The sequence below is a fragment of the Pimelobacter simplex genome, assembly GCF_900114845.1.
Taxonomy (GTDB): Bacteria; Actinomycetota; Actinomycetes; order Propionibacteriales; family Nocardioidaceae; genus Nocardioides; species Nocardioides simplex.
This window is the reverse complement of record NZ_FOUK01000004.1, coordinates 583,605-608,016: the sequence shown is the minus strand read 5'-3', so window position 1 is coordinate 608,016 and position 24,412 is coordinate 583,605. Positions and strand designations below refer to the sequence as shown.

Annotated in this window: 18 protein-coding genes; 10 read left to right on the top strand and 8 right to left on the bottom strand. The window is 74.8% G+C overall.

Annotation, left to right across the window (positions count from 1 at the left end; all coding sequences use genetic code 11):
- The first annotated feature begins 39 nt into the window (after positions 1 to 39).
- Genes BM223_RS19695 through BM223_RS19675 form a run of 5 tightly spaced genes read left to right on the top strand, consistent with a single transcriptional unit; the run spans position 40 to position 5,665 of the window.
- Positions 40 to 1,161, top strand: coding sequence for a sensor histidine kinase (locus BM223_RS19695; RefSeq protein WP_307723169.1), 1,122 nt, complete (start codon positions 40 to 42; stop codon positions 1,159 to 1,161).
- Positions 1,158 to 1,973 carry a LytR/AlgR family response regulator transcription factor gene (locus BM223_RS19690; protein WP_082003502.1) on the top strand — a complete coding sequence of 272 codons (816 nt, stop codon included), beginning with the start codon at positions 1,158 to 1,160 and terminating at the stop codon, positions 1,971 to 1,973. Before BM223_RS19695 ends, BM223_RS19690 begins: the two co-directional genes overlap by 4 nt.
- Complete coding sequence (locus tag BM223_RS19685; RefSeq protein WP_038676142.1) at positions 1,970 to 2,365, top strand: hypothetical protein; 396 nt, start codon at positions 1,970 to 1,972, stop codon at positions 2,363 to 2,365. Before BM223_RS19690 ends, BM223_RS19685 begins: the two co-directional genes overlap by 4 nt.
- Positions 2,362 to 3,873, top strand: coding sequence for a sodium/solute symporter (locus tag BM223_RS19680; RefSeq protein ID WP_038676140.1), 1,512 nt, complete (start codon positions 2,362 to 2,364; stop codon positions 3,871 to 3,873). Before BM223_RS19685 ends, BM223_RS19680 begins: the two co-directional genes overlap by 4 nt.
- Before the next feature lie 40 nt (positions 3,874 to 3,913).
- Positions 3,914 to 5,665, top strand: coding sequence for a hypothetical protein (locus BM223_RS19675; protein WP_038676139.1), 1,752 nt, complete (start codon positions 3,914 to 3,916; stop codon positions 5,663 to 5,665).
- 10 nt (positions 5,666 to 5,675) lie between these two features.
- Here BM223_RS19675 and BM223_RS19670 read toward each other — a convergent pair whose 3' ends face one another.
- Complete coding sequence (locus BM223_RS19670; RefSeq protein ID WP_038676137.1) at positions 5,676 to 6,485, bottom strand: aldo/keto reductase; 810 nt, start codon at positions 6,483 to 6,485, stop codon at positions 5,676 to 5,678.
- 29 nt (positions 6,486 to 6,514) lie between these two features.
- The gene (locus BM223_RS19665) at positions 6,515 to 7,720 is read right to left on the bottom strand and encodes an MFS transporter (RefSeq protein WP_038676135.1); all 1,206 of its coding nucleotides are present in this window, start codon (positions 7,718 to 7,720) and stop codon (positions 6,515 to 6,517) included.
- 138 nt (positions 7,721 to 7,858) lie between these two features.
- On the opposite strand from BM223_RS19665, the gene BM223_RS19660 reads away from it, so the two are divergent.
- On the top strand, positions 7,859 to 8,308 hold the full coding sequence (locus BM223_RS19660) for a MarR family winged helix-turn-helix transcriptional regulator (RefSeq protein WP_038676133.1): 450 nt from the start codon (positions 7,859 to 7,861) through the stop codon (positions 8,306 to 8,308).
- A gap of 164 nt (positions 8,309 to 8,472) precedes the next feature.
- Here the strand turns inward: BM223_RS19660 and BM223_RS19655 are convergent, their stop codons facing one another.
- Genes BM223_RS19655 through BM223_RS19635 form a run of 4 tightly spaced genes read right to left on the bottom strand, consistent with a single transcriptional unit; the run spans position 8,473 to position 14,583 of the window.
- Positions 8,473 to 9,162, bottom strand: coding sequence for a sirohydrochlorin chelatase (locus tag BM223_RS19655; RefSeq protein WP_038676131.1), 690 nt, complete (start codon positions 9,160 to 9,162; stop codon positions 8,473 to 8,475).
- A complete protein-coding gene (locus BM223_RS19650) occupies positions 9,159 to 10,271 on the bottom strand; it encodes a uroporphyrinogen-III synthase (protein WP_038676129.1) in 1,113 nt (370 codons plus the stop codon). The genes BM223_RS19655 and BM223_RS19650 overlap by 4 nt, the downstream gene beginning before the upstream one ends.
- Entirely contained in the window at positions 10,268 to 13,126 is a 2,859-nt protein-coding gene (gene nirB, locus BM223_RS19640; RefSeq protein WP_082003501.1) for a nitrite reductase large subunit NirB, read from the bottom strand. Before nirB ends, BM223_RS19650 begins: the two co-directional genes overlap by 4 nt.
- Before the next feature lie 2 nt (positions 13,127 to 13,128).
- Positions 13,129 to 14,583 (bottom strand): FAD-dependent oxidoreductase, encoded by a 1,455-nt coding sequence (locus BM223_RS19635; protein ID WP_038676127.1) that lies wholly within the window; start codon positions 14,581 to 14,583, stop codon positions 13,129 to 13,131.
- Between the two features lie 115 nt (positions 14,584 to 14,698).
- On the opposite strand from BM223_RS19635, the gene BM223_RS19630 reads away from it, so the two are divergent.
- Genes BM223_RS19630 through BM223_RS19620 form a run of 3 tightly spaced genes read left to right on the top strand, consistent with a single transcriptional unit; the run spans position 14,699 to position 19,226 of the window.
- Complete coding sequence (locus BM223_RS19630) at positions 14,699 to 16,237, top strand: glycosyltransferase family 39 protein (protein ID WP_038676125.1); 1,539 nt, start codon at positions 14,699 to 14,701, stop codon at positions 16,235 to 16,237.
- A 50-nt stretch (positions 16,238 to 16,287) separates the two neighbouring features.
- On the top strand, positions 16,288 to 18,474 hold the full coding sequence (locus BM223_RS19625) for a glycosyltransferase (protein ID WP_052138117.1): 2,187 nt from the start codon (positions 16,288 to 16,290) through the stop codon (positions 18,472 to 18,474).
- A 5-nt stretch (positions 18,475 to 18,479) separates the two neighbouring features.
- Positions 18,480 to 19,226, top strand: a complete 747-nt coding sequence (locus BM223_RS19620; RefSeq protein WP_038676124.1) for a PIG-L deacetylase family protein — start codon at positions 18,480 to 18,482, stop codon at positions 19,224 to 19,226.
- 3 nt (positions 19,227 to 19,229) lie between these two features.
- Here BM223_RS19620 and BM223_RS19615 read toward each other — a convergent pair whose 3' ends face one another.
- Positions 19,230 to 21,260 (bottom strand): molybdopterin oxidoreductase family protein, encoded by a 2,031-nt coding sequence (locus BM223_RS19615; protein WP_038676122.1) that lies wholly within the window; start codon positions 21,258 to 21,260, stop codon positions 19,230 to 19,232.
- A 189-nt stretch (positions 21,261 to 21,449) separates the two neighbouring features.
- Here BM223_RS19615 and gdhA point away from each other — a divergent pair, with 189 nt between their 5' ends.
- Entirely contained in the window at positions 21,450 to 22,796 is a 1,347-nt protein-coding gene (gene gdhA, locus BM223_RS19610) for an NADP-specific glutamate dehydrogenase (protein WP_200887125.1), read from the top strand.
- 3 nt (positions 22,797 to 22,799) lie between these two features.
- On the opposite strand, the gene BM223_RS19605 is transcribed toward gdhA, so the two are convergent.
- The gene (locus BM223_RS19605; protein WP_082003500.1) at positions 22,800 to 24,296 is read right to left on the bottom strand and encodes an MFS transporter; all 1,497 of its coding nucleotides are present in this window, start codon (positions 24,294 to 24,296) and stop codon (positions 22,800 to 22,802) included.
- Between the last annotated feature and the right edge of the window lie 116 nt (positions 24,297 to 24,412).

Here is a 24,412-nt window from a genome sequence, read left to right as displayed (position 1 = left end):
ACCCGCAACCCGCGCACTTCGGCGGGCATGATGAGTCCCATGCGGACGGACCGGCGGTGGCGGCGGGGGCGGCTCGGGAGCGAGGCCGACCGGGCGGCGTTCCGGGCGCTGCACCAGGCGTCCCTGGCGGCGCCGGCGCTGCGGGAGGGGCTGACGACGCAGAGCGCGGAGCGCGCGGTCCGGCACCTGCGGAACCTGCTGGGGACGCCGGCGGTGGCGATCACCGACACCGAGGCGGTCCTCGCGTGGGACGGGCTGGGGCAGCACCACGTCGAGCAGGCGGCGGCGGTGGGGCTGCTCGCGATCGAGAAGGGCACGACCCGCACGGTGGACCGCGGCCAGCTCGGGTGCACGACGAACGGGTGCCCGATCCGGACCGGGGTGGTGAGCCCGCTGGTCGTCGAGGGCCGGGTGCTGGGGACCGTCCAGGCGTTCGCGCCGACGCCGACAGCGGGGCTGGTCCGGGCGACCGAGGAGGTCGCCGAGTGGGTCTCCGGGCAGCTCGCGCTGGCCGAGCTCGACGCGCACCGCAACCGGATGATCGAGGCCGAGGTCCGGGCGCTGCGGGCGCAGATCAGCCCGCACTTCGTCTACAACTCGCTCAACGCGATCGCCAGCTTCGTCCGCACCGACCCGGACCGGGCGCGCGAGCTGCTGCTGGAGTTCGCCGACTTCACGCGGTACTCGTTCCGGCGCCACGGCGAGTTCACGACGCTCGCCGAGGAGCTGCGCTCGATCGAGCGCTACCTGCTGCTCGAGCAGGCGCGGTTCGGCGACCGGCTGCAGGTGACGCTCAACGTGGCGCCGGAGGTGCTGCCGGTCGTGGTGCCGTTCCTGTGCATCCAGCCGCTGGTCGAGAACGCGGTCCGGCACGGGCTCGAGAGCGTCGAGCAGGTCGGCCAGCTGACGATCGTCGCCCATGATCGCGGGCACGAGGCGGTCCTCGAGGTGGAGGACAACGGGGTCGGCGAGGACCCCGACAAGGTACGACGTGCGCTCGCCGGCGATGCCTCGCTCGACTCGGTCGGCCTGGGCAACGTGGACGCGCGGCTGCGCGCGACCTTCGGCGACGACTACGGTCTGGTCGTGGAGACCGCACCGGGGGCCGGGACCAAGGTGATCGTGCGCGTGCCGAAGTTCGCCCCGGGGGTGACGGTGTGACGGGTCTCGACAAGCTCGACCAGCGCGACCAGCGCGACCAGCGCGACCAGCGCGAGCAGCGCGAGCAGCGCGAGCAGCGCGGGGGCCTCCGGGTGCTGGCGGTCGACGACGAGCGCCCCGCCCTCGACGAGCTCACCTACCTCCTCGAGGCCGACGAGCGGGTGGCGGAGGTGATCGCCTGCCAGTCGGCGACCGACGGGCTGCGGATCCTGCGCGAGCGCGAGGTCGACTGCGTCTTCCTCGACGTCCAGATGCCCGGGCTGAGCGGGCTCGAGCTGGCCGAGGTGCTGGGCCGGTTCAAGCAGCCGCCGCCGGTGGTGTTCGTGACCGCGCACGAGCAGCACGCGGTCGACGCCTTCGACCTGCGGGCGGTCGACTACGTGCTCAAGCCGGTCCGGCCCGAGCGGCTCGCCGAGGCCGTCCGGCGGGTCCTCGGCGGCGCGGCGCCGCAGCGGGCCGCGACCGACACCCAGGTCGCCGTCGAGCGCGGGGGCGTGACCCGGTTCGTCGACCGCGGCGACATCACGTACGTCGAGGCGCAGGGCGACTACGCCCGGCTGCACACGACGGGCGGGGAGGCGTACCTGGTCCGGATCCCGCTGACGACGCTGGAGGAGGAGTGGGCGGAGGCGGGCTTCCACCGGATCCACCGCTCGCTGCTGGTCGCGCTGGCCCACGTGACCGAGGTGCGGACCGAGGCGGGGCGCACGTCGGTGCGGATCGGCGCGACCGGGGACGAGCTGCCGGTCAGCCGGCGGCACACCCGGGGGCTGCGCGACGTCCTGGTCCGGCGGGCACGCGCGGGGTCATGACCGAGCGGGTGCGGGTCACCGGTCCTCCGCGGCACCCGGCCGCGGGGCGTCCGGCGAGCCGGCTCGGCGACGTCCACGAGCAGACGGCGCTGGGCGACGTCTACCTCCGCTCGCTGCTGCGCGAGCAGCTCGGGCTCGCGGTCCGGGTGCTGGGGCTGCTGGCGGCGACGCTCGGGATCGTGCCGCTGGTCTTCCACCTCGCGCCCGGGCTGGCGGACGCGCAGCCGCTGGGGATCCCGCTGCCGTGGCTGCTGCTCGGCGTCCTGGCGCACCCGTTCCTGCTGCTGCTCGCCTGGCGCTACGTACGACGGGCCGAGCGCAACGAGCGCGCGTTCGCCGACCTGGTCCACGGCGACAACGCCGACAACGCCGACAGCCCCGAGACCTCATGAACACCGCCGCCGTCCCCGGCCTGGTCGCGGTCGTCCTGGTCACCCTGGTGACGCTGGCGATCGGCACCTGGGGGCTGCGCTTCTCCCGGACGACGAGCGACTTCTTCGTCGCCTCGCGCACGGTGCGCCCGGCGCTGAACGCGTCGGCGATCGGCGGGGAGTACCTGTCGGCGGCGTCCTTCCTCGGCATCGCCGGGCTGCTGCTCGTGGGCGGCGCCGACATGCTCTGGTACCCGGTCGGGTGGACCGCCGGCTACCTGGTCCTGCTGGTGCTGGTGGCGGCACCGCTGCGCCGATCGGGTGCCTACACGCTGCCGGACTTCGCCGAGGCCCGGCTGGGCTCGCGGGCGGTCCGCGCGGCGTGCTCGCTGCTGGTGGTCGGCATCGGCTGGCTCTACCTGATCCCGCAGTTCGAGGGGGCGGGACTGACCCTGCGGACCGCGATCGGGGCGCCGGAGTGGGCCGGGCCGGTCGTCGTCGGCGGGGTGGTGCTCGCCAACGTGACGTCCGGCGGGATGCGGTCGGTGACGTTCGTCCAGGCGTTCCAGTACTGGCTCAAGCTGACGGCGCTGCTCGTCCCGGTCGCCGTCCTGCTCGTCGTGTGGTGGGGTGACGGCCGGCCGCACGCGCGGGCGGGTGCGGACGGCTGGTCGGTGCCGGTCGCGGGCGACGGCGGGATCGGCCTCTACACGACGTACTCGCTGATCGCCGCGCTGTTCCTCGGCACGATGGGGCTGCCGCACGTGGTGGTCCGCTTCTACACGAACCCGGACGGCCGCGCCGCGCGCCGGACCACGGTCGTCGTGCTCGCGCTGCTGGGCCTCTTCTACCTCTGGCCGCCGGTGTACGCCGCCCTCGGCCGCGTGTACGCCGGCCGCCTGGTCGCCGAGGGACGCTCCGACGTCCTGGTGCTGGAGCTGCCGCGGCTGATGCTCGACGGGCTCGGCGGGGACCTGCTGACCGGCCTGGTCACGGCCGGCGCCTTCGCGGCCTTCCTCTCGACGTCGTCCGGGCTCGCGATCGCGGTCTCCGGCGTCCTCACCCAGGACGTGACCACCCGGCTCGTCGGCGAGCAGCGCGGCGGCGTGGCCGCCTTCCGGCTCGCGGCTGTCGTCGCGGTGGTGATCCCGCTGGTGGGCGCGCTGCTGGTGCGCAACGTCGGAGTCGCCCAGTCGGTCGGGTTGGCGTTCGCGGTGGCTGCGTCGACGTTCTGCCCCCTCCTGGTGCTCGGCATCTGGTGGCGCCGGCTGACCGACGCCGGGGCGCTCGCCGGCCTCGCCGCGGGCGGGCTGGGCGCGGGCGGGGCGGCGATCGCCACGCTCGCGGGCTACTCCCCCGGCGGCTGGGCCGGGGCCCTGCTGGGGCAGCCGGCGGCGTGGAGCGTGCCGCTCGCCGTCCTCGTCATGGTCGGGGTGTCGCTCGCGACGGCCGGACGGGAGCCGGCGCACGCGCGGCGGTTCCTCGTCCGGCTGCACACGCCGGAGGTCCTGGGCGCCGGACCGGGCTGATCACCCTCCCTTGCCCCGTCTTGTCCCCTAGGGTGTCGCGATGAGCTCACTCGACGACATCGCGCCGTCCGCCCCGCCCGCCCCGTCGCGCCGGCGCCGCCGCACGGCGGTGGTCGCGGCCGGCGCCGTGGGCGTCGTGGCCGTCGCCGGCGCCGGGGTGTGGGCGTGGCAGGGCTGGTTCGCCCAGGGGCCGCAGGCTGCGGAGGCGCTGCCCGCAGACACGCTCGCGTACGTCGGGGTGGACCTCGACCCGCCGGGTGGGCAGAAGCTGGCGGCGTACGACACGCTGCGGCGGTTCCCGAGCCTCAAGAAGCACCTGGGGCTGTCGAGCCAGGACGACCTGCGCCGCTCGCTCGTCGAGGGGGTGAGGTCCGACAGCGGCTGCGACCTGTCGTACGACGACCTCGACGACTGGGCAGGCGACCGGGCCGCGCTGGCCGTCGTCCCTCAGGAGCAGCCGGAGCCGGTGCTGGTCGTGCAGGCCGGCGATGCGGACGCGGCGCGGGCCGGGCTGGAGAAGGCGATCGCGGGCTGCGGGGACGACGCCGGCTTCGCGACCGGCGACGGGTGGGCCGTGGTGGCGCGCAACGAGGCGGTGGCGCGGCAGGTGCTGGCCGACAGCCGGAAGGCGCGGCTCGCCGACGACCGCTCGTTCCGCGAGCTGACCGGAGCGGCGGGCGATCCCGGCGTGGTCACGATCTACGCCTCCCCGGAGGCCGGGCAGGTGCTGCTCGACACGATCGAGGAGGACCCGTTCTTCGCTCTGTTCGCGTTCGGGACGCTGACCGAGATCGACCCCGTCGGCCCGCTGCTCTCGGCCGTCGCGGCGACCGAGCTGGACGCGTGGGTCGCCGGCCTCGAGGCGTCGGGGGACGACCCGGTGGGCGAGATGCCCATCCCGCCCGGCGACGTCTCGTTCGACGACGAAGGCGACGACCTCCCCGACGACGAGTCCTTCGACGAGGCGTTCGACGAGACCCTGGCCGACCTGATCCCGCCGGAGCTGCGCAAGGAGCTGGCGGACTTCGGCGGGCTCGGCGGCGTCGCCCGCTTCGAGGACGGCGCGCTCGAGGTCGAGCTCGTCGCCGAGCCGGCGCTGCCCGGCGCCACCCACCGGTACGACGGCACGGACGCGCTGGCCGCCGTCGCCGAGCTGCCGGCCGACGTCGCGATCGCGTTCGGCGGCGGGTTCGCCGACGGCTGGGCCGAGGACACCGTGGCGGACTACTCCCCCCTGGGCTCGTGGTTCGGCGACGGCGAGAAGGACCCGGCCGCCGCCTTCGAGAAGGCGACCGGACTGTCCGCGGCCGACCTGGCGGCACTGGGCGGCGAGCGGTTGGCGTTCGCGGCCCGCGCCGACTTCACCGCCCGGGCCGAGTCCGGCAAGCCGGGCGACGTGCCCGTCGCCGCCCGGGTCACCGGCGACGCCGACGCGATCGAGCAGGCCCTCACGACGCTGCGGACGACCCTGGGGCCGGAGGTGGCGTCGTACCTCTCCTCGCAGCGGATCGACGGTGGCGTGCTGATCGGGCCGAGCACGGCCTTCCTCGACGAGCTCGCGAAGCCGGCCGCGACGCTCGCGGACGACGAGACCTTCGGCCGGGTCGTGCGCGACGCCGAGGACGCCGTCACCATCGCCTATGCCGACTTTGACGCGGGCGACTGGCTGGTCGACTCCACCTTGACTGACCTGTCCGAGGCGGACATCGCGCCGCTCGACGCCGCCGGCCTGGTCGTCACGGACGACGGCGACCGGCAGCGGATGGTGCTGCGGGTCAGCTTCGACGAGTAGGCAGTAGTGCTCAGCCGTTGAACTCCGCCGGGTGCGGACCCACCCGTCCGTCCCGCTCCAACCCGTCGATCGCGACCAGGTCGGCGTCGCTCAGCTCGAACCCGGCGAGGTCGAGGTTGGCGGCGATCCGGGACGGCGTGACCGACTTGGGGATGATCACGCGGCCCTGCTGGAGGTGCCAGCGCAGGATCACCTGGGCGGGGGTGCGGCCGAGGCGCTCCGCGATCGTCGTGATGGTGGGGTCGGTGAGGAGGGCGCCCTGGGCGAGGGGGCTCCACGCCTCGGTGGTGGTGCCGAGGGCGTCGTTCGCGGCGACGACGTCGCGCTGCTGGAGGGCGGGGTGCAGCTCGACCTGGTTGACGGCGGGGACGGTGCCGCCGAGGTCGGCGACGCGGCGCAGGTGCTCGGGCAGGAAGTTGGAGACGCCGATGGCGCGGACCCGGCCGGCGGCGTACAGCTCCTCGAGGGCGGCCCAGGCGTCGAGGTAGCGGTCGTTCGCGGGCGCCGGCCAGTGGATGAGGTAGAGGTCGAGCCGGTCGAGGCCGAGCCGCTCGAGGCTGGCGTCGTAGGCGTCGCGGGCGGAGGCGTGGTCGCTGTTCCAGAGCTTGGTGGTGACGAACAGCTCGTCGCGGGCGATGCCGGAGGCGGCGATCGCCCGGCCGACGCCTTCCTCGTTGCCGTAGATCGCGGCGGTGTCGATGCTGCGGTAGCCGGCCTCCAGCGCGGCGCTGACCGCCGCCTCGGTCTCGTCGTTCGGGACCTGGAAGACGCCGAAGCCGACCTGCGGCATGACGACACCGTTGTTGAGCGTGACCTGCATGGGGATTCTCCTGGTTCGGTTGGTGGGGTTCAGACGGCGGCAGCGGGAGCCGCGGCCGCGTTCTCGGCAGGGACGGAGGGACGACGCAGCTCGCCGCCGGGCGCCGTCGCGGCGACGACGAGGACGACGAGGCCCGCGGCGGTGATCGCGGCGCCCGCCCACAGGGGCGAGGTGTAGCCGAGGCCGGCGGCGAGAGTCAGGCCGCCGATCCAGGCGCCGAGGGCGTTGCCGAGGTTGAAGGCGGCGATGTTGGCGCCGGAGGCGAGGGTGGGGGCGCGGTCGGCGTACGCCATCACGCGCATCTGGAGGCCGGGCACGGTGGCGAAGCCGACGCCGCCCATGAGGACGAGCGCGACGACCGTCAGGACCGGGCTGCTCGCGGTGAGCGCGAAGCCGGCCAGGACCACGATCAGCGCCGCGAGGACGACGAGGAGTGTGCGGACCAGGTTGCGGTCGGCGGCCCGGCCGCCGAGGACGTTGCCGGCGACCATGCCGGCACCGAAGAGCACCAGCAGGGCCGGGACGGCGCCGGAGGCGAAGCCGCTCACCTCGGTGAGGGTGAACGCGATGTAGGTGAACCCGCCGAACATGCCGCCGTACCCGAGGACGGTGATGACGATCGAGAGCCACACCTGGGGGCTGCGGAAGGCCGCGAGCTCGGCACGGGGGCTGGAGGCGGGCTCGGCGCCACGCGCGGCGGGGACGAGGGCCGCGATGCCGACGAGGGCGGCGACGCCGATCACGGTGATGGCCCAGAAGGTCGAGCGCCAGCCGGCGGCCTGGCCGAGCAGGGTGCCGAGCGGGACGCCGAGCACGTTGGCGAGGGTGAGTCCGCCGAACATGAAGGCGATGGCGCTCGCCTTGCGCTCGGGGGCCACGAGCTGGGCGGCGACGACCGCGCCGATGCCGAAGAAGGCGCCGTGGCACAGGGCCGCGACGACCCGGCCGGTCATCATGGTGGCGTAGTCGGGGGCGAGCGCGGAGATCAGGTTGCCGAGGACGAAGAGCACCATCAGGCCGAGCAGCGCGGTCTTGCGCGGCACCCGGGTGAGCGCGAGGGTCAGCACGATCGCGCCGACCGCGACGCTGAGCGCGTAACCGGAGATCAGGTAGCCGGCGGTCGTCTCGGTCACGGCGAAGTCGTCCGCGACCTCGGGCAGCAGGCCCATGATCACGAACTCCGTCAGACCGATCCCGAAGCCGCCGATCGCGAGGGCGAGGAGTGCGACAGGCATGGGGTGGAGGCTCCTAGCGTGGTGAGATAGTCAGCGTCTGCATTAGTTGCACACGCGTCTTATTGATAGTTGCACACGCGCACTACCAGCGCAACTCGGGTATGCTGGACGCCGCAGGACCGACGAGAGGAGCCCCCCATGGGCATCGCCGACGACGCGGTGGAGATCCGCGCCCAGGGCTGGCGCACGCTGGCCGCCGTGCACGGCATCATCGAGACGGCGCTCGAGAAGGCGCTGCAGCGCGAGCACGGGCTCTCCGTCGTCGAGTTCACCGTCCTCGACGCGCTCAGCCGCCAGGACGGCTGGCACATGCGCATGCAGCAGCTCGCCCGCGCGGCGGCGCTGTCGGCGTCCGCCACGACCCGGCTGGTCACCCGGCTCGAGAACCGCGGGCTGCTCACCCGGATCCTGTGCGCCGACGATCGGCGCGGGATCTACACCGAGCTCACGCCGGCCGGGCGCGCGCTGCTCGAGCAGGCGCGTCCGCTGCACGACGAGGTGCTGCGCACCACGCTCGACGAGGCGCGCGAGATCCCCGAGCTGGCCGGGCTCGCGGGATTCGTGGGGTCGGTCGCGGCGACCGGCTAGCCGTAGGCGCATCGCCCCATGTAACTACGTGTTACGTCGCCAATTCGGGCGTCACAGCGCCCGGGTAGTGGCAAGAACACCCGGGTAGCGACGTCCACGGCCGAATGCAGTAACACGTAGTTACATGAGGACGGCCCGACCCACCCGGGGCGGGGGGTGGCGGGCTAGGCGACCGCGAGCGCCGGGACGAGCGCCCGGGCGCGCGCGGCGACCAGCTCGGCGACGCGCGGGTGCGGGCCGATCACGTCGGCGACGGCGTGGGCGCCGGCAGCGAGCGCGTCGTGGCGGGCCCGGCGGTGGAAGTGCCCCGTCGCCAGCAGGTACGGCGACACGGCGTCCCCGCGCCGGACGACCGCCGCCGGGCGAGGCCCGCGCCCGGCCAGGGTCGCGAGACGCACGGGGGCGCCCCAGGCCTCGGTGAGGAGGTGGACGGCGTGGTCGAGGTCGTCGAGCGCGGCGGGGTCGGTCGATCCGGCGGCGACCATGACGACGGGCTGGCCGGGCAGGGCACCGGCGGCGCGGAGCCGGTCGGCCTGGGCGGCCGCGAGGTGCGGGTCCGGGCCGAGCGCGGGGCCGAGCCGGACCAGGTGGGGACGGGCGGCGGCCGCGACGGCGGCGGGCAGGTCGTGGCGCAGGTGGTAGCCGGTCGAGAGCAGCAGCGGCACGGCGACGACCGCCTCGGACGCCGCGGCGACGACGTCGGAGAACAGCGGCGCGCACAGCTCGACGTACGACGTCGTGGCGGCCCACCCGAGCCGCTCCCCCGCGGCCCGGGTGAGGACCCGGGCGACCTCGTTGCCGGCAGCGGTCCGGGTGCCGTGGGCGACGGTGACGAGCCGGGGCGTGCCGGTCACGAGGCGACCGCCAGCCGGTAGCCGCGCTTGACCACGGTCTGCACGACGCGGGTGCCGAGCGCGGCGCGGAGGCGGGCGACGGCCATCTCGACGGCGTGCTCCGAGCCGGCGGTGCCGGACGGGAGCGCGGCGAGCAGGTCGCGGCGGGACACGACGGTGCCGGGGTTGACGAGCAGCGCCTGCAGGACGGCGTAGGGGGCGGGCGAGAGCCGGACCTCGACGCCGTCGAGCAGCACGTCGTCGCCGTGCAGCAGGAGGGTGTGGCCGGCCACGTCGATCGACGTCCCGGCGGCGCGCGAGGGGAGCTCGGCCTCGAGCTGCTTGACCATCGCGGCGAGGCGGGAGCGGTCGGGGTAGATCGACGGCACCCCCCACATCTCGAAGGCGGCGGCGGTGACCGGCCCGACGCACGAGGCGATGACGTCGGCCTGGAAGGCGCCGACCACCTCGTCGCGGTGGCCGGTGGTGCCGGCGGCCTCCATCATCGCGGCGATCGCCGGGGCCGCGGTGAAGGTGACGGCGTGCACCCGGCGCTCGGCGACGGCCTCGATCAGGCCGAACATCGGCTCCGGGTCGGCCGCGCCCTCGACCCGGTAGACGGCGACGGTGGTGACGTCGGCACCGAGCCGGCGCAGCGCGTGGGCGGCGAGCGACAGCGACTGACCGTGCTCCTGGACGACGATCCGGCGGCCCCGCAGGTCGCGCCCGCGCAGGTGGAGGAGGACGTCGTCGAACGCCTCGGACTCCGGCGCCCACAGCTCGCGCAGGCCGAACCGGCGCAGGGCGCCGACGCTCTTGGGCCCGCGGGCCAGGATCTCCGCGCCACCGAGGTGCGTGGTGAGGTCGTCGAGCAGGCCCCACCGCTCGGCCGCGGTGAACCACGACTTCAGGCCGATCCCGGTGGTGGCGACGAAGATGTCGACCGGCTGGGCGAGCACGTCCTCGGTCGCGGCGCGCAGCCCCGCCTCGTCGATCCGGTTGGGGTCGACCGACAGCGCGGGCGCGTGGACGACCGAGGCACCGCGCCGCTCCAGCAGCGCGATCTGCTCCTCGGCACGCCGCGCCGCGGTCACGCCGATGGTGAAGCCGGACAGGGGCAGGTCGCTCACGAGGCGATTGTCTCGCGCCGCGCGCCCACGACCACAACGCCGTCGACCACGCGGACGTCGTAGGTCGCGACGGCGACCTCCGGGTCGTCCAGGCAGACGCCGGTGCGCAGGTCGAAGCGCTGCTTGAGCAGGGGGCTCGCGACGAACGGGACGTCGGCCCCGTCGCGGGCAGTGGTGCCGACGATGCCGCGGGAGAGCACCGAGGCCTGCCCGAACGGGTCGACGTTGGCGAGCGCGAACACCTCGTCGTCGTACGTCCGGAAGACGGCGACGTCGGCACCGCCCACCAGCGCGACGACACCGGACTCGCGCTGGACCTGGTCGAGGCGGCACACGGCCGTGCCCAGGGTGAGGGTGGTCGCGCGGGCCTCCTCCTGGAAGGCGACGGCGGGCTCGGGCGCGCCGGGCGCGTTGACGAAGGAGACGAACCGGGCGAGCTTCTCCGGGTCCTCGATGGTCGCGCGCCACTCGTCGAAGTAGGAGTCGACGTGCTGGGCCATCGCCGCCTCCAGCTCGTCGCCGAGGCCGAGCGCGTCGTCCACGACGACCGCGCGGACCCGCGCCACGCCGCCGATCTCGGCCAGCCACGTGGACGTGCGCTGCAGCCGGTCGGCGGTGCGCACGTAGTACATGAGGAAGCGGTCGAGGTAGCGGACGAGCTCGTCGTGCGAGAGATCGCCGGCGAGCAGCTGGGCATGGGCCGGGACGGCGCCGCCGTTGCCGCCGACGTAGAGGTTCCAGCCCTTCTCGGTCGCGATGATGCCGAAGTCCTTGCCGCGCGCCTCGGCGCACTCGCGGGCGCAGCCGGAGACGCCGCCCTTGAGCTTGTGCGGCGAGCGCAGCCCGCGGTAGCGCAGCTCCAGCTCGACGGCGAGGCCGACGGAGTCCTGCACGCCGTAGCGGCACCAGGCGGAGCCGACGCACGACTTCACGGTCCGCAGCGACTTCCCGTAGGCGTGGCCGGACTCCATGCCGGCGTCGACGAGCCGCCTCCAGATCGCCGGGAGGTCCTCCAGCCGGGCGCCGAAGAGGTCGATCCGCTGACCGCCGGTGACCTTCGTGTAGAGGCCGAAGTCGCGCGCCACCTCCCCGATCACGATCAGCTTGTCGGGCGTCACCTCGCCGCCGGGCAGCCGGGGGACGACGGAGTACGTGCCGTTCTTCTGGAGGTTCGCGAGGTAGGCGTCGTTGGTGTCCTGCAGGGTCGCGTTGGCGCCGTCGAGGACGTGGTGGTGGAGCAGGCTGGCGAGGATCGACGCGACGGCGGGCTTGCAGATGTCGCAGCCACGGCCCCGGCCGTGCCCGGCGACGATGTCGTCGAAGCGCTGGTAGCCGTGCACGGCGACGACCTCGAAGAGCTCCTGGCGGGTCATCGCGAAGTGCTCGCAGAGCGACTTGTCGACGGTGCGGCCGGTCGCGGCGAAGTGGTCCTCGACGATCTTCTTGACCACGTTCTTGCACGAGCCGCAGGTGGACCCGGCCCTGGTGCACGCGGTGACGCAGGCCGCGCTGTCGCAGGCGCCACCCTCGGAGACGGCGGCGACGATCTCGGCCTTGGTGACGTCGTTGCACGAGCAGACCTGCGCGTCGTCGGGCAGCAGGTCGCTGGCCGAGCCGGTCGAGCCCCGGCCGGCCGGGAGGATGAGCTCCTCGGGGTTGTCGGGCAGCTCCATCCCGGAGCCGACGAGCGGACGCAGCACCCCGTACGCCGAGGCGTCGCCGACCAGGATGCCGCCCAGCAGCTCGTAGCCGCCGCTCGCGAGCTCCTTGACCACGAGCTTCTTGTAGATGCCGGCCACGGCATCGGCGTAGACCACCTCGAGGGCGTCCTCGTCGGCTGCGAAGGCGTCGCCGAACGAGGCGACGTCGACGCCGAGCAGCTTGAGCTTGGTCGAGAGGTCGGCACCGGTGAAGGCGCCGGCGCCACCGCCGAGCAGCGCGTCGACGACGACCTCGGCCATCGTGTAGCCGGGCGCGACCAGGCCGTACATCCGTCCGCCGGGCGCGGCGCACTCGCCGATCGCCCAGATGTGCTCGTCGCTGGTGCGGCAGCGCTCGTCGACCAGGATGCCGCCACGCTCGGCGATCTCGAGGTCGGCGGCCCGGCCGAGCGCGTCCCGGGGACGGATGCCGGCGGAGAAGACCACGAGGTCGACGTCGAGCGGGTTGCGGTCCTTGAGCGCCAGGCCGGTGACCTTGCGCCTGCCGAGCACCGCCTCGGTCATCGCGCCGGTGTGGACGGTGAGGCCGAGGGTCTCGATGTGCCGGCTGAGCGTCGAGCCCGCGGCGTCGTCGATCTGCACCGCCATCAGCCGCGGGGCGAGCTCGACCACGTGGGTCTCCAGGCCGAGCTGGTGCAGCGCGTTGGCGGCCTCCAGCCCGAGCAGGCCGCCGCCGATGACCGCACCGACCTTGGCCTTCCTGGACGCCGCGCGGATCGCCTCGAGGTCCTCGATGGTGCGGTAGACGAAGACGTTCTCGAGGTCCTTGCCCGGCACCGGCGGCACGAACGGGAAGGCACCGGTCGCGAGCACCAGCTCGTCGTAGTGCAGGTCCTCGCCGCCGGCGAGCGTGATCACCCGCTGGCGCGGCGAGATCGCCACGACCTCGGTGGCGAGCCGCAGCGTCACCCGCGGGTCGTCGTACGTGCCGCCGGGGAGGAACGACAACGCCTCGGCGCCCACCTCGAAGTACGACGTCAGCGCCACCCGGTCGTACGCCGGGCGCGGCTCCGCGCCGAGCACCGTGATGTCGTGGGTCTCGGTGAGCCCGCGCTCGACGGCGGCTTGCACGAAGCGGTGGCCGACCATGCCGTGGCCGACGACCACCAGCTGCTTGCGGAGATGAGAGGGCATGACTACGGGCCTTTCGTGGCGAGTGCCGGGTGGGCGGCGCGGTGGGCGAGCAGGTGGCGGACGGTGCCGGCGCAGCCACCGCAGCCGGTGGTCGCCCGGGTGGTGTCGCGGACCTGCTCCAGCGAGGAGCAGGCCCGGATCCGGCCCGCGGTGACGCCGGCGCAGGCGCACACCTCGGCGTCGTCGGGCAGGGGGCGCACCCCGGCCGCCGGCTCCGGGAGGAGCAGCCGGCCGGGCTCGCCGGGACCGAGCGCGGTGCGCCGGTCGAAGTGCTGGGTGATGAGGCCGACCCGGGACAGGTCGCCGACCAGGGTCGCCGCGACGATCCGACCCGCCCGGACGACGAGACGCCGGTGCGAGCCGGCGATCGGGTTGGCGACCTCGACCACCTCGCCGCCGGCGGCCACCTCGGCCGCGGCATCGCCGAGCACCGCGACCTCGAGGCCGGTCGCGCGCAGCCGGGCGACGACCCGGCTGCCGTCGTACCGGGTCGCGTCGCCGGTCAGGACCCCCGCCAGGACGCCGGCCTGCTCCCAGGCGGGCGAGACGAAGCCGGTCGTGCGCCCGTCGTGCTCGGCGCAGTCGCCGAGCGCGTGGATCGCCGGGTCGGTGACGCTCGTCAGCCGGTCGTCGACGACGACGCCGCGCCCGACCGCGAGTCCCGCGGCGCGCGCGAGACCGGTGGACGGGCGGCCGCCCGCGGTCAGCACGACCAGGTCGGTGTCGAGCGTGCAGCCGTTGTCGAGCTGCAGCGCCACGCTGCCGGCCGCCGGGTCGCCGGCCTGGTCGAGGAGCCGGACGGCGCGGGCGCTCGTGTAGACCGCGACGCCGAGCCGGCGCAGGTCCCGGGCCAGGACCCGCCCCGCGGCCGACGTGAGCTGCTGGTGGAGGACGTGGCCGGCGCCCTCGACGATCTCGGTCACGATCCCCCGCGCGCCCAGCGCCCGGGCCACCTGGAGGCCCAGCAGGCCGCCCCCCACGACGACGGCGCGGCGACCGGACGGCAGCGCGGCCAGCAGCCGCTCGCAGTCGGCGAGCGAGCGGAAGGCGTGCACCGCGTCGTGCAGTGCGCCGTCCTCGCGGACGAGGCCGCGGATCGGCGGCAGCGTGGGGAGGGCGCCGGTGGCGAGCACCAGGGCGTCGTACGGGACCCGGGTGCCGTCGGCGAGCACGACCTCCCGGAGGCCCCGGTCGAGCTCGGTCACCCGCACGCCGCGGCGCAGCGTGATGGCGTGCTCGCCGTACCACTGGGGGGAGCGGAGCGTCAGCGCCTCCGGCCGGTGGGTGCCCTCGAGCACGGCGGACAGCAGGATCCGGTTGTACGGCGCCGCCTCCTCGTCGCCGAGCACCGTGATGCTGAGTGAGCGGTGCGCGCCGCGGGCGACGAGCTCCTCGACCAGCCGGGTCGCGGCCATGCCGGAGCCCACCACGACGATGCGGCGGGGGCTCGGGTCCATGGCGCTCATGCAACGGGGTCGAGGTTTCGCACCGGGATCGTCGCGCTGCACCCCTAGGTCAACTAGTCCTCACGGCCTCACCGGAGGGCAGCCGGGTCCGGGGCACGATGGGCTCATGCCCGCACCGGACCGGCGCGTCCCCGCGCCCCGGAGCCCCTACGTCGTCGGCGTGCTGATCGCCGCCGGCGTCACCGTGCTGGCCCGGCTGCCCTTCCTGGGCCGGCCGCTCAGCTCCGACGAGGCGGGCTACTGGCTGCTCGCCCGCGACTGGTCTCCCGGCTCGTCGCTGTACGGCGACTACTGGGTCGACCGCCCGCCCCTGCTGCTGTGGCTGTTCCGCCTCGGCGACGCCCTCGGCGGGCCGCGCCTGCCGGCCGACGGCCTGAGCGTGCCGGGCGTGCGCTGGGTCGGGCTCGTCGCGGCCGGGCTGACGGTGCTGCTGACCGGGCTCCTCGCGGCGCGGGTCGAGGGACGGCGGCCGTCGCTGCTCGCGCCCCTGCTGGCCGCGGCGCTCCTCTGCTCCCCCCTGCTCGGCCTGCCCGAGGCCAACGGCGAGGTGCTGGGGGTGCCGTTCGTGGTGCTCGGGCTGGCGCTCCTCGTCGGGGCGCTCGACGCGCCCGCCGGTCGTCGTACCCTCGCGCTGACGGCGGCCGCGGGCGGCGCGGGCACGGCCGCCGCGCTCGTCAAGCAGAACCTCGTCGACGTGCTGGTCTTCGGCGTCGTCGTGCTCGTGCTGTCGCACCGGCACCTCGACCGGGTCGGCCGGCGCCTCGCCGCGCTGGCCGCGGGCGCGCTCGCCGTCCTCGGTGCCGCGCTCGCGGGCGCCGCCGCCCGCGGCACCTCCCCGGCCGAGCTGGCGGACGCCGTCGTCACCTTCCGGGTCGAGGCGTCCGCCGTGATCGGGTCCTCGGCCTCGGCGGCGACCCCGGCGCGCCTGGGCGAGGTCGTCGTGGCGTTCGTCGTCAGCGGCGCGGCCGTGGTGCTCGTGGCGGCGGCCGTGCTGGTGGTCCGCCGGGCGCTCCGCCCCGGCCCGCGGGCGCTCGCGGTCGCCGCCCTCGTCCTGGTCGCCTGGGAGGTGGTCGGCGTGGTGGGCGGCGGGAGCTACTGGCTGCACTACCTCACCGGGCTCGTGCCGGGGCTGGTCCTGCTCGTCAGCGTCGCCCGCACCGGCACGCCCAGCACGCCCGGCACGCCCGGCACCGCGCCCCGACCGGCCCACCGGGCGCTGCTGGGTGCCTGCGTCGCGCTGTGCGTCGTCTCGGCCGGCATCGGCTGGGGCCACCAGGTCCGCACCCCGCACCGCATCGACTCGGATGCCCGCGTCGAGACCTGGCTGCGCGCCCATGCGGAGCCCACGGACGGCGTCGTCGTCACCTTCGGTCACCCGCAGGTCGTCGCGGGCAGCGGCCTGCACAGCCCCTACCTCCACCTGTGGAGCCTGCCGGTCCGGGTCCGCGACCCCGAGCTGACCACGCTGCGCCACGTCCTCGACGGTCCCGATGCGCCGCGCTGGGTCGTCGTCTCGGGTGACGGCGTGGCGACCTGGGGCCTCGACCCGGTCGCGGCCCGGCGGGTCCAGGCGCAGCTCGCCCGGACCTACACCGCGCGCGTCAGCTACGGCGTCCTGCACGTGTGGGAGCGGCGTACCCCCTGACGGCCGGCGGCTTCATCGTCCCTTCATCGAGGTCCTCCTACGTTCCGGGCATGCGCAGCGTGAACCCGGACGGGCGGCCCGGTGCGAGCCGCCGGGCCTGGTTGCGGTTCGCCGTGTCGTGGCTCGTGGCACTGGGCCTCGTCGCGGTCGTCGTCCCGCGCGTCGTGGACGTGTCGTGGACGGGCGTGCTGCCGGTCGTGCTGGCCGTCCCCTGGACCGCGGCGCTGGCCCTGGCCGGCGTGTGGCTGCTCGGGCTCTACGTCCACTCGTTCGTGCTCACCGCGGCCGCGCCCAGCCTGACCCACCGCCGCGCGCTCACCTTGAACGTGACCGGCAGCGCGGTCGCCAACGTGGTCCCGCTCGGCGGCGCCGCAGGCGTCGAGCTCAACCGGCGGATGATGCGGTCGTGGGGCATCGGCACCCGCTCCTTCACCGGCTACACGGTGCTCACCAACCTCTGGGACGTCGGCGCCAAGCTGCTCCTCCCCCTCGTCGGCGTGCTCGCCCTGACCCGGGCCGGCGAGACGGTCCTCCCCCCGCTGCGCGACGCGGCGCTGCTGGCCTCGGCCGGCTTCGTGGTGCTGGTGGGCGGCGCCGGTGCCCTGCTCGCCACCCCGCGCGGACCCGGCCTGGTCGGGCGCGTGCTCGAAGGGTCCGCCCACGCGGTGCTCCGGCTCGTCCGGCGCGATCGTCCGGTGCGGATCACCGCGGCCCTGCACGACGTCCGCCGTGAGTGCGCGGACCTCGTCGCCCGCGGCTGGGTCCGGATGTCCCTGGGGATCGCCGGCTACCTCACCCTGCAGTGCGTCCTCCTCGGCCTCTGCCTCCACCTCACCGGCGCCGGGACGACGGCCGCCGAGGTGGTCGCCGGCTTCGCGGTCGAGCGGCTGGTCACGATCGTCCCGGTGACGCCCGGCGGTGTCGGCCTCGCCGACGTCGGCCTGGCGGGGGTCCTGCTCGCCCTGGGCGGCGACCCGGCCGGCGTGGCCGCGGCGGTGGTGCTCTACCGGCTGTTCGTGTTCGCCGTCGAGATCCCGGTGGGCGGCGGGACCCTCGGCCTCTGGCTGCTCGGCCAGCGGCGCACCGCGCGGCGGGCGCCCGCGCTGGCCGTGCCGCGGGGAGCCGTGCGCCGCGTGGCCCACGTGACGGACGTCTTCCTGCCCCGGCTGGGCGGGATCGAGACCCACGTCGACGACCTGGTCCGCCACCAGCGCGCCGCCGGCATCGACGCGGTGGTGCTGACGCCACCGTCCGCGGGCGCCGCCGACGACCCCGCCTGGGTTCGCCGAGTCCCCCTCCGCGCGGCCCGGCGAGCCGTCCGGCTCGGCGAGTACGACGCGGTGCACGTGCACGTCTCCCTGTTCTCCCCCTACGGACTCGGGGTCGCGCGGGCGGCCGGCGCGGCCGGCGTGCCGACACTGATCACGGTGCACTCCCTGTGGACCGGCGCCGGGGGGATCGTCCGGCTGGCCGCGGCCGCCTGGCTGCGCCGCTGGCCCGTGGCCTGGTCGGCGGTGAGCGAGGCGGCCGCACAGGTCTGCCGCCGCGCGCTGCGGGGCACCGACGTCGCCGTCCTGCCGGACGCGATCGACGTCGACCAGTGGCGCCCCTCGGCCGCCCCCGGCGACGACGACCGCTCGGTCGTGATCGTGAGCGTGATGCGGCTGATGCCGCGCAAGCGCCCGGTGGCGCTGCTGAAGATGTTCCGGGAGGTCCGCCGGCTGACCCCGGGACGCGACGTCCGGCTGGTGCTCGTGGGGGACGGGCCGCTCTGGGGGCGGACCGATCGCTACGTGCGCCGGCACGGGCTGAGCGAGTGCGTGACGATCACCGGCCGGGTCAGCCGGCGCGAGGTGCGCGACGTCCTGGGGGCCGCGTCGCTGTACGTCGCGCCGGCGCCCAAGGAGTCGTTCGGGATCGCCGCGCTGGAGGCCCGGTGCGCGGGCCTGCCGGTGGTGGCCCGCCGCAGCAGCGGGGTCACCGAGTTCGTCCGGGACCGGATCGACGGGCTGCTGGTGCGCGACGACACCGAGATGGCCGTCGCGCTCGCCGACCTGGTCCAGGACGACGCGCTGCGGGCGCGGATCGCGGCGCACAACCGCCGGGTCGCCCCGCGGCTGGACTGGTCCGACGTGCTCGAGCGCACCTCGGCGCTCTACCGCGCCGCGGCCGACCAGGCCGGCGCCGCACCTGCCGCGGCGCCGGCCGCCCGGACCCCCGTGGTGCTGGGGGTCTGAGCGCGATGGCCACCATCGTCTCCCTCCACGCGCACCCGGACGACGAGGCGCTGCTCACCGCCGGCTGGCTCGCCCAGCGCGCCGCGGCAGGCGACCGCGTCGTCCTCGCGTTCGCGACCGACGGCGCCGCCGGGCTCGTCGGCGCCGGTGACCTCCGGGACCTCGGACGGACCCGCCGTGCCGAGGCGGACGTCTCCGCCGCCGCGCTGGGCGTGGCGCGCGTGGTGTGGCTCGGGTACGCCGACTCCGGGATGGCCGGCGCACCGAGCACCGGACCCGGCCGGCTCGCCGACGCCGATGTCGAGACGGCAGCCCGGGTCGTCGCCGACGTGCTCGACGACGAGGACGCCGACCTGCTCACCGGGTACGACGACCGCGGCGGCTACGGGCACCCCGACCACCTCCAGGTGCACCGGATCGCCCGCCGGGCGCAGGAGCTCGCCACCCGGCGCCCGCTGCTGCTGGAGGCGACGCTCGACCGGACCTGGCTGGTCCGGCTGCTGCGCGTCGTCCGGCCGCTCGCCCGGCGGCTGCCCGGGCTCACGCTGCCCGGCGACGACATCTACTCCCCACGGGGACCGGCGCTGCTGCGCGTCGACGTCCGCGACCGGCTCGCCGCCAAGCGTGCCGCGCTCGCCGCGCACGCCACCCAGGCCGGGGGCGGCGTCCGGACGTTGCGGCTCCTGCTCGCGCTGCCGCGGCCGCTCGCCCGGCGGCTGCTCGGGGTCGAGTGGTTCCTGCGCGTCCCCTGAGCCTCAGCCGCACACCTCCGCCGCGCACACCTTGAACTCCGGCATCCGGCTCGACGGGTCGAGCGCGTCGTTGGTGAGCCGGTTGGCGCCGACCCAGTGGAAGGGCACGAACACGGTGTCCGGGCGGATCGTGGAGACCACGCGTGCCGGCGCGCTGAGCTCGCCCCGCCGGGTGCGGACCACCACCGGCTGGCCGTCGTGGGCGCCCACGCGCTCGGCGAGGAGCGGGTGCATCTCGACGTAGGGGCCGTCGTCGGGGAGCGAGCGGATGCGCCGGGTCTGCGCGCCGGACTGGTACTGCGCGAGCACCCGGCCCGTCGTCAGGTGCACCGGGTAGGCCGCGTCGGGCTGCTCCGCGGCGCCCACGAGCTCCGTCACGACGAACCGGGCGCGGCCGTCGGGCGTCGCGAAGCCGTCGGCGAACATCCGCGGCGTGCCCCAGAAGACGCCGCCCTCGGCGCGGATCCGGTCGTAGGTGATGCCCGAGTAGTCGGCGCGCCCACCCGCCGACGCGCGGCCGAGCTCGGCGAAGACCTCCTCCGGATCGGTCGCGAACGGCACCGGGGCACCGAGCCGCTCGGCGAGCCCGGCGATCACGTCGAGGTCGCTGCGCACCCCCTCGGGCGGGGTGACCGCCCGCTGCCGCAGGACCACACGGCCCTCCAGGTTGGTCATCGTGCCGGTCTCCTCCGCCCACTGGGTCACCGGCAGGACGACGTCAGCGAGCGCGGCCGTCTCCGACATCACGAGGTCGCAGACGACGAGCAGGTCGAGCGCCTCCAGCCGCCGGGTGACGTGGGTGGCGTTGGGCGCGGACACCACGATGTTGGAGCCGTGCACGAGCAGGGCGCGCGGACCGCCGGGCGTGCCGAGGGCATCGAGCAGCTCGTACGCCGAGCGTCCCTTGCCCGGCAGCGACGCCGGGTCGACCCCCCACACCCGCGCCACGTGCTCGCGGGCGGCCGGGTCGTCGATCATCCGGTAGCCCGGCAGCTGGTCGGCCTTCTGGCCGTGCTCGCGCCCACCCTGGCCGTTGCCCTGGCCGGTGAGGCAGCCGTAGCCGGCGGAGGGGCGGCCGGGCATCCCGAGTGCGAGCGCCACGTTGATCCAGGCCAGCACCGTCGCGGTCCCCTGGGCGTGCTGCTCGGCGCCACGCGCGGTCAGCACCACCACCCTCTCCGCACCCGCGAGCAGGTCGGCCAGGGCGCGCAGCTCGTCGCTCGCGACGCCGGTGACCCGCTCGACCCGCTCGGGCCACCACGCCGCCACCGCACGCCGTACGGCGTCGAAGCCGGTGGTGCGCGTCGCGACGTACTCCTCGTCGACCGCGCCCGCCGCGTCGAGCAGGTGGAGCAGCCCGAGCGCCAGCGCCAGGTCGGTCCCGGGGACCGGCTGCACGAAGAGGTCGGCCCGCTCGGCTGTCGGCGTGAGCCGGGGGTCGACGACGACCACCCGGCCGCCGCGCTCGCGGAGCCGGTCGAGGTGGCGCGCGGCCGGCGGCATGGTCTCGGCGAGGTTGGAGCCGACGAGCACGACGACGTCCGCCTGCTCGACGTCGGCGAGGGGGAACGGCAGCCCGCGGTCGATCCCGAACGCCTGGTTGGCGGCGCTGGCTGCCGAGCTCATGCACCAGCGGCCGTTGTAGTCGATCTGGCTGGTGCCGAGCGCGACCCGGGCGAGCTTGCCGAGCTGGTAGGCCTTCTCGTTGGTCAGCCCGCCCCCGCCGAAGACGGCGACCGCGTCGGCGCCGTGCGCGTCCTGGACGGCGCGCAGCCGCGTGGCGACCAGGTCGAGTGCCTCGTCCCACTCGGCCCGCCGCAGCTCACCCGTCGTCCGGTCGCGGACGAGGGGTGAGGTGAGCCGCTCGCGACTGCCGCGCAGCTCGCCCGCCGTCCAGCCCTTGCGGCAGAGCGCGCCCTGGTTGACCGGGAACTCCTCCCAGGGGCGGATCTCGATGCCCACCCGGCCCGAGCGCGCGACCCGCATCCCGCACTGGAGGCTGCAGTAGGGGCAGTGGGTCTCGGTGACGCTCATGGCGCCATTCCACGGTGCGCCCATTTCACTGCGGCGCGCGTGGGCACACCCCCGGGTCAACGTCTGCTCACGGTCTCACGGACGACCCCCGTGTCCGGCGGCCTCGCGCCGGGATGAGACCGTGTCCCCTTCTTGTTGAGACCCCTCGGCAGTGTGGGGCCGAGGAAGAAGGAGCCCCCCGTGACCGATCTGAACCCCACCCTGCAGCCGATCTTCGACGAGATCCTGGCCCGCAACCCCGGCGAGACCGAGTTCCACCAGGCCACCCGGGAGCTGCTCGACAGCATGGGTCCCGTCGTCCGCCGGCACCCGGAGTACACCGACGCCGCGATCATCCGCCGCATCTGCGAGCCGGAGCGGCAGATCATCTTCCGGGTCCCGTGGGTCGACGACGCCGGCCAGGTCCAGCTCAACCGCGGCTTCCGCGTGGAGTTCAACTCGGCGCTCGGCCCCTACAAGGGCGGCCTGCGCTTCCACCCGTCGGTCTACCTCGGCATCGTGAAGTTCCTCGGCTTCGAGCAGATCTTCAAGAACGCGCTCACCGGCATGCCCATCGGCGGCGGCAAGGGCGGCTCGGACTTCGACCCCAAGGGTCGCAGCGACGCCGAGGTCATGCGCTTCTGCCAGTCGTTCATGACCGAGCTCTACCGCCACATCGGCGAGTACACCGACGTCCCCGCCGGCGACATCGGCGTCGGCGGCCGCGAGATCGGCTACCTGTTCGGCCAGTACAAGCGGATCACCAACCGCTACGAGTCCGGCGTCCTCACCGGCAAGGGCATCGGCTGGGGCGGCTCGCTCGTCCGCACCGAGGCGACCGGTTACGGCACGGTCTACTTCGCCAACGAGATCCTCAAGGCCCGCAAGAGCTCGTTCGAGGGCAAGACGGTCGTGATCTCGGGCTCCGGCAATGTCGCCATCTACGCCGCCGAGAAGGCGATCGAGCTCGGCGCCACCGTCGTCGCCTGCTCCGACTCGAGCGGCTACGTCGTCGACGAGAAGGGCCTCGACCTGGCGCTCCTCAAGGACGTCAAGGAGGTCCGCCGCGAGCGCCTCTCGGCGTACGCCGACGAGCGCGAGTCCGCCCGCTTCGTCGCCGGCAGCCCCACCACCTCGGTCTGGGACGTTCCCTGCGACATCGCCCTCCCCTGCGCCACCCAGAACGAGCTCGACGGCGACCACGCCCTCGCCCTCGTCCGCAACGGCTGCACCGTCGTCGCCGAGGGCGCCAACATGCCCTGCACCCCGGACGCCGTGAAGGTGCTCACCGAGGCCGGCGTCGCCTTCGCCCCCGGCAAGGCCGCGAACGCCGGCGGCGTCGCGACCAGCGCCCTGGAGATGCAGCAGAACGCCTCGCGCGACTCGTGGAGCTTCGCCCACACCGAGGAGCGGCTCGAGCAGATCATGGTCGGCATCCACGCCCGCTGCCTCGAGACGGCCGACGCCTACGGCGTCCCCGGCAACTACGTCGCCGGGGCCAACATCGCGGGGTTCATCCAGGTCGCCGACGCGATGCTGGCGCTCGGGGTCATCTGAGGCTCACACCCCGGTGTACCTGCGCCCCCGGCGCACGTACACCGCCCAGGTGACCACCCCGCACAGCGCGTAGAACGCCGTGAACACCGCGAAGGCGCTCTTCGTCGCCGCGAGCGGCTCGCTCACCCACGGGCTGTTGAACGTGATCGGGATGAGGAAGCCGCCGATCGCGCCGACGGCGCCGATGATCCCGACCGCGGCGGACGACGTCCGGGTGCCGTCGAGCAGGGCGAGCTCGCGCTCGGGGCTGCCCGCGGCGGTGGCGCGCACCGCGTCGGAGCGGTGGATCGCCGGGATCATCTTGTACGTCGAGCCGTTGCCGATCCCGGTGCACGCGAAGACGACGAGGAAGACCCCGAGGAACAGCGGGAAGACGTCGGCGTTGGCGTCGACCGCCGCGGCCTGCGCCGGGCCGGCCGCGGCCGGGATGGGCGTGAGCAGGCTGAGGGTGCCGAGGATCCCGAGGGTGCCGAGCACCAGTCCGGCGAAGGCGACGAGCGTGACCCGGGCGCCGCCGAAGCGGTCGGCGAGGTGGCCGCCGAGCGGCCGGGTGACCGAGCCGACGAGGGCGCCGAGGAAGGCGTAGTAGGCGAAGTTGATGCCGGTGCCGGGGGCGCCCGGGCCGGCCTGGTGCCAGAAGTTCAGCTTGATCAGCAGCGGCATCGCCGCGGAGTAGCCGATGAACGAGCCGAACGTGCCGATGTAGAGCAGGGCCAGCACCCAGGTGTGGCGGTGCCGGACGACGCCGAGCTGCTGGCGGACGTCGGTGCGGGCGGTGGCCAGGTTGTCCATCCGGAAGCACGCCGCGAGCACGGCGACGACGGCCAGCCCGGCATACACCCAGGCGGCACGCTCGAGATGGACGCCGCCGGCGCTCGCCGTGACGAGGCCGAAGAGGCCGGCGCCGCCGACGAGGACGGGCAGGAACAGCTGGATGATCGCCACGCCGAGGTTGCCGCCGGCCGCGTTGAGGCCGAGCGCCGCCCCCTTGAGGTGGGCCGGGTAGAAGAAGTTGATGTTCGCCATCGAGCTCGCGAAGTTGCCGCCGCCGAAGCCCGCGGTCGCCGCGATCACGCAGAACACCCAGTACGGCGTGCCCGGCTGGGTCACGAAGTACGCGAAGGTCAGCGTGGGGACGAGCAGCAGCGCGGCGCTGGCCATCGTCCAGCTCCGGCCGCCGAAGCGGCCGACCGCCAACGTGTAGGGGACCCGGATCAGCGCGCCCACCAGGTTGGGGATCGCGACCAGGAAGAAGAGCTGCTGCGGCGAGAACGTGAAGCCCTGGGCGAGCAGGAACGCCGAGCTGACGCTCCAGATCAGCCACACCGAGAAGCCGAGGTGCTCGGCGAAGATGGACCAGATCAGGTTGCGGCGGGCGATCGGCGCACCGGTGGACTCCCAGAAGGCAGGGTCCTCGGGGCGCCAGTCCTCGATCCAGCGGCCCCGGCGGCGCCGGGCGGGCGCGACCAGCTGATCGGGTTGCGGGCTGGTGAGCGTCATCGGGATTCCTCCGGGCTCGGGTCGGGTGGTCGTCCCTCAGCCTGGGGCGGCGCCGTTTCGGCGCGCGGCGTGCGCGGATGTCGTCAGGTCAACTCCTGCTCACGGGCTCACGGGGC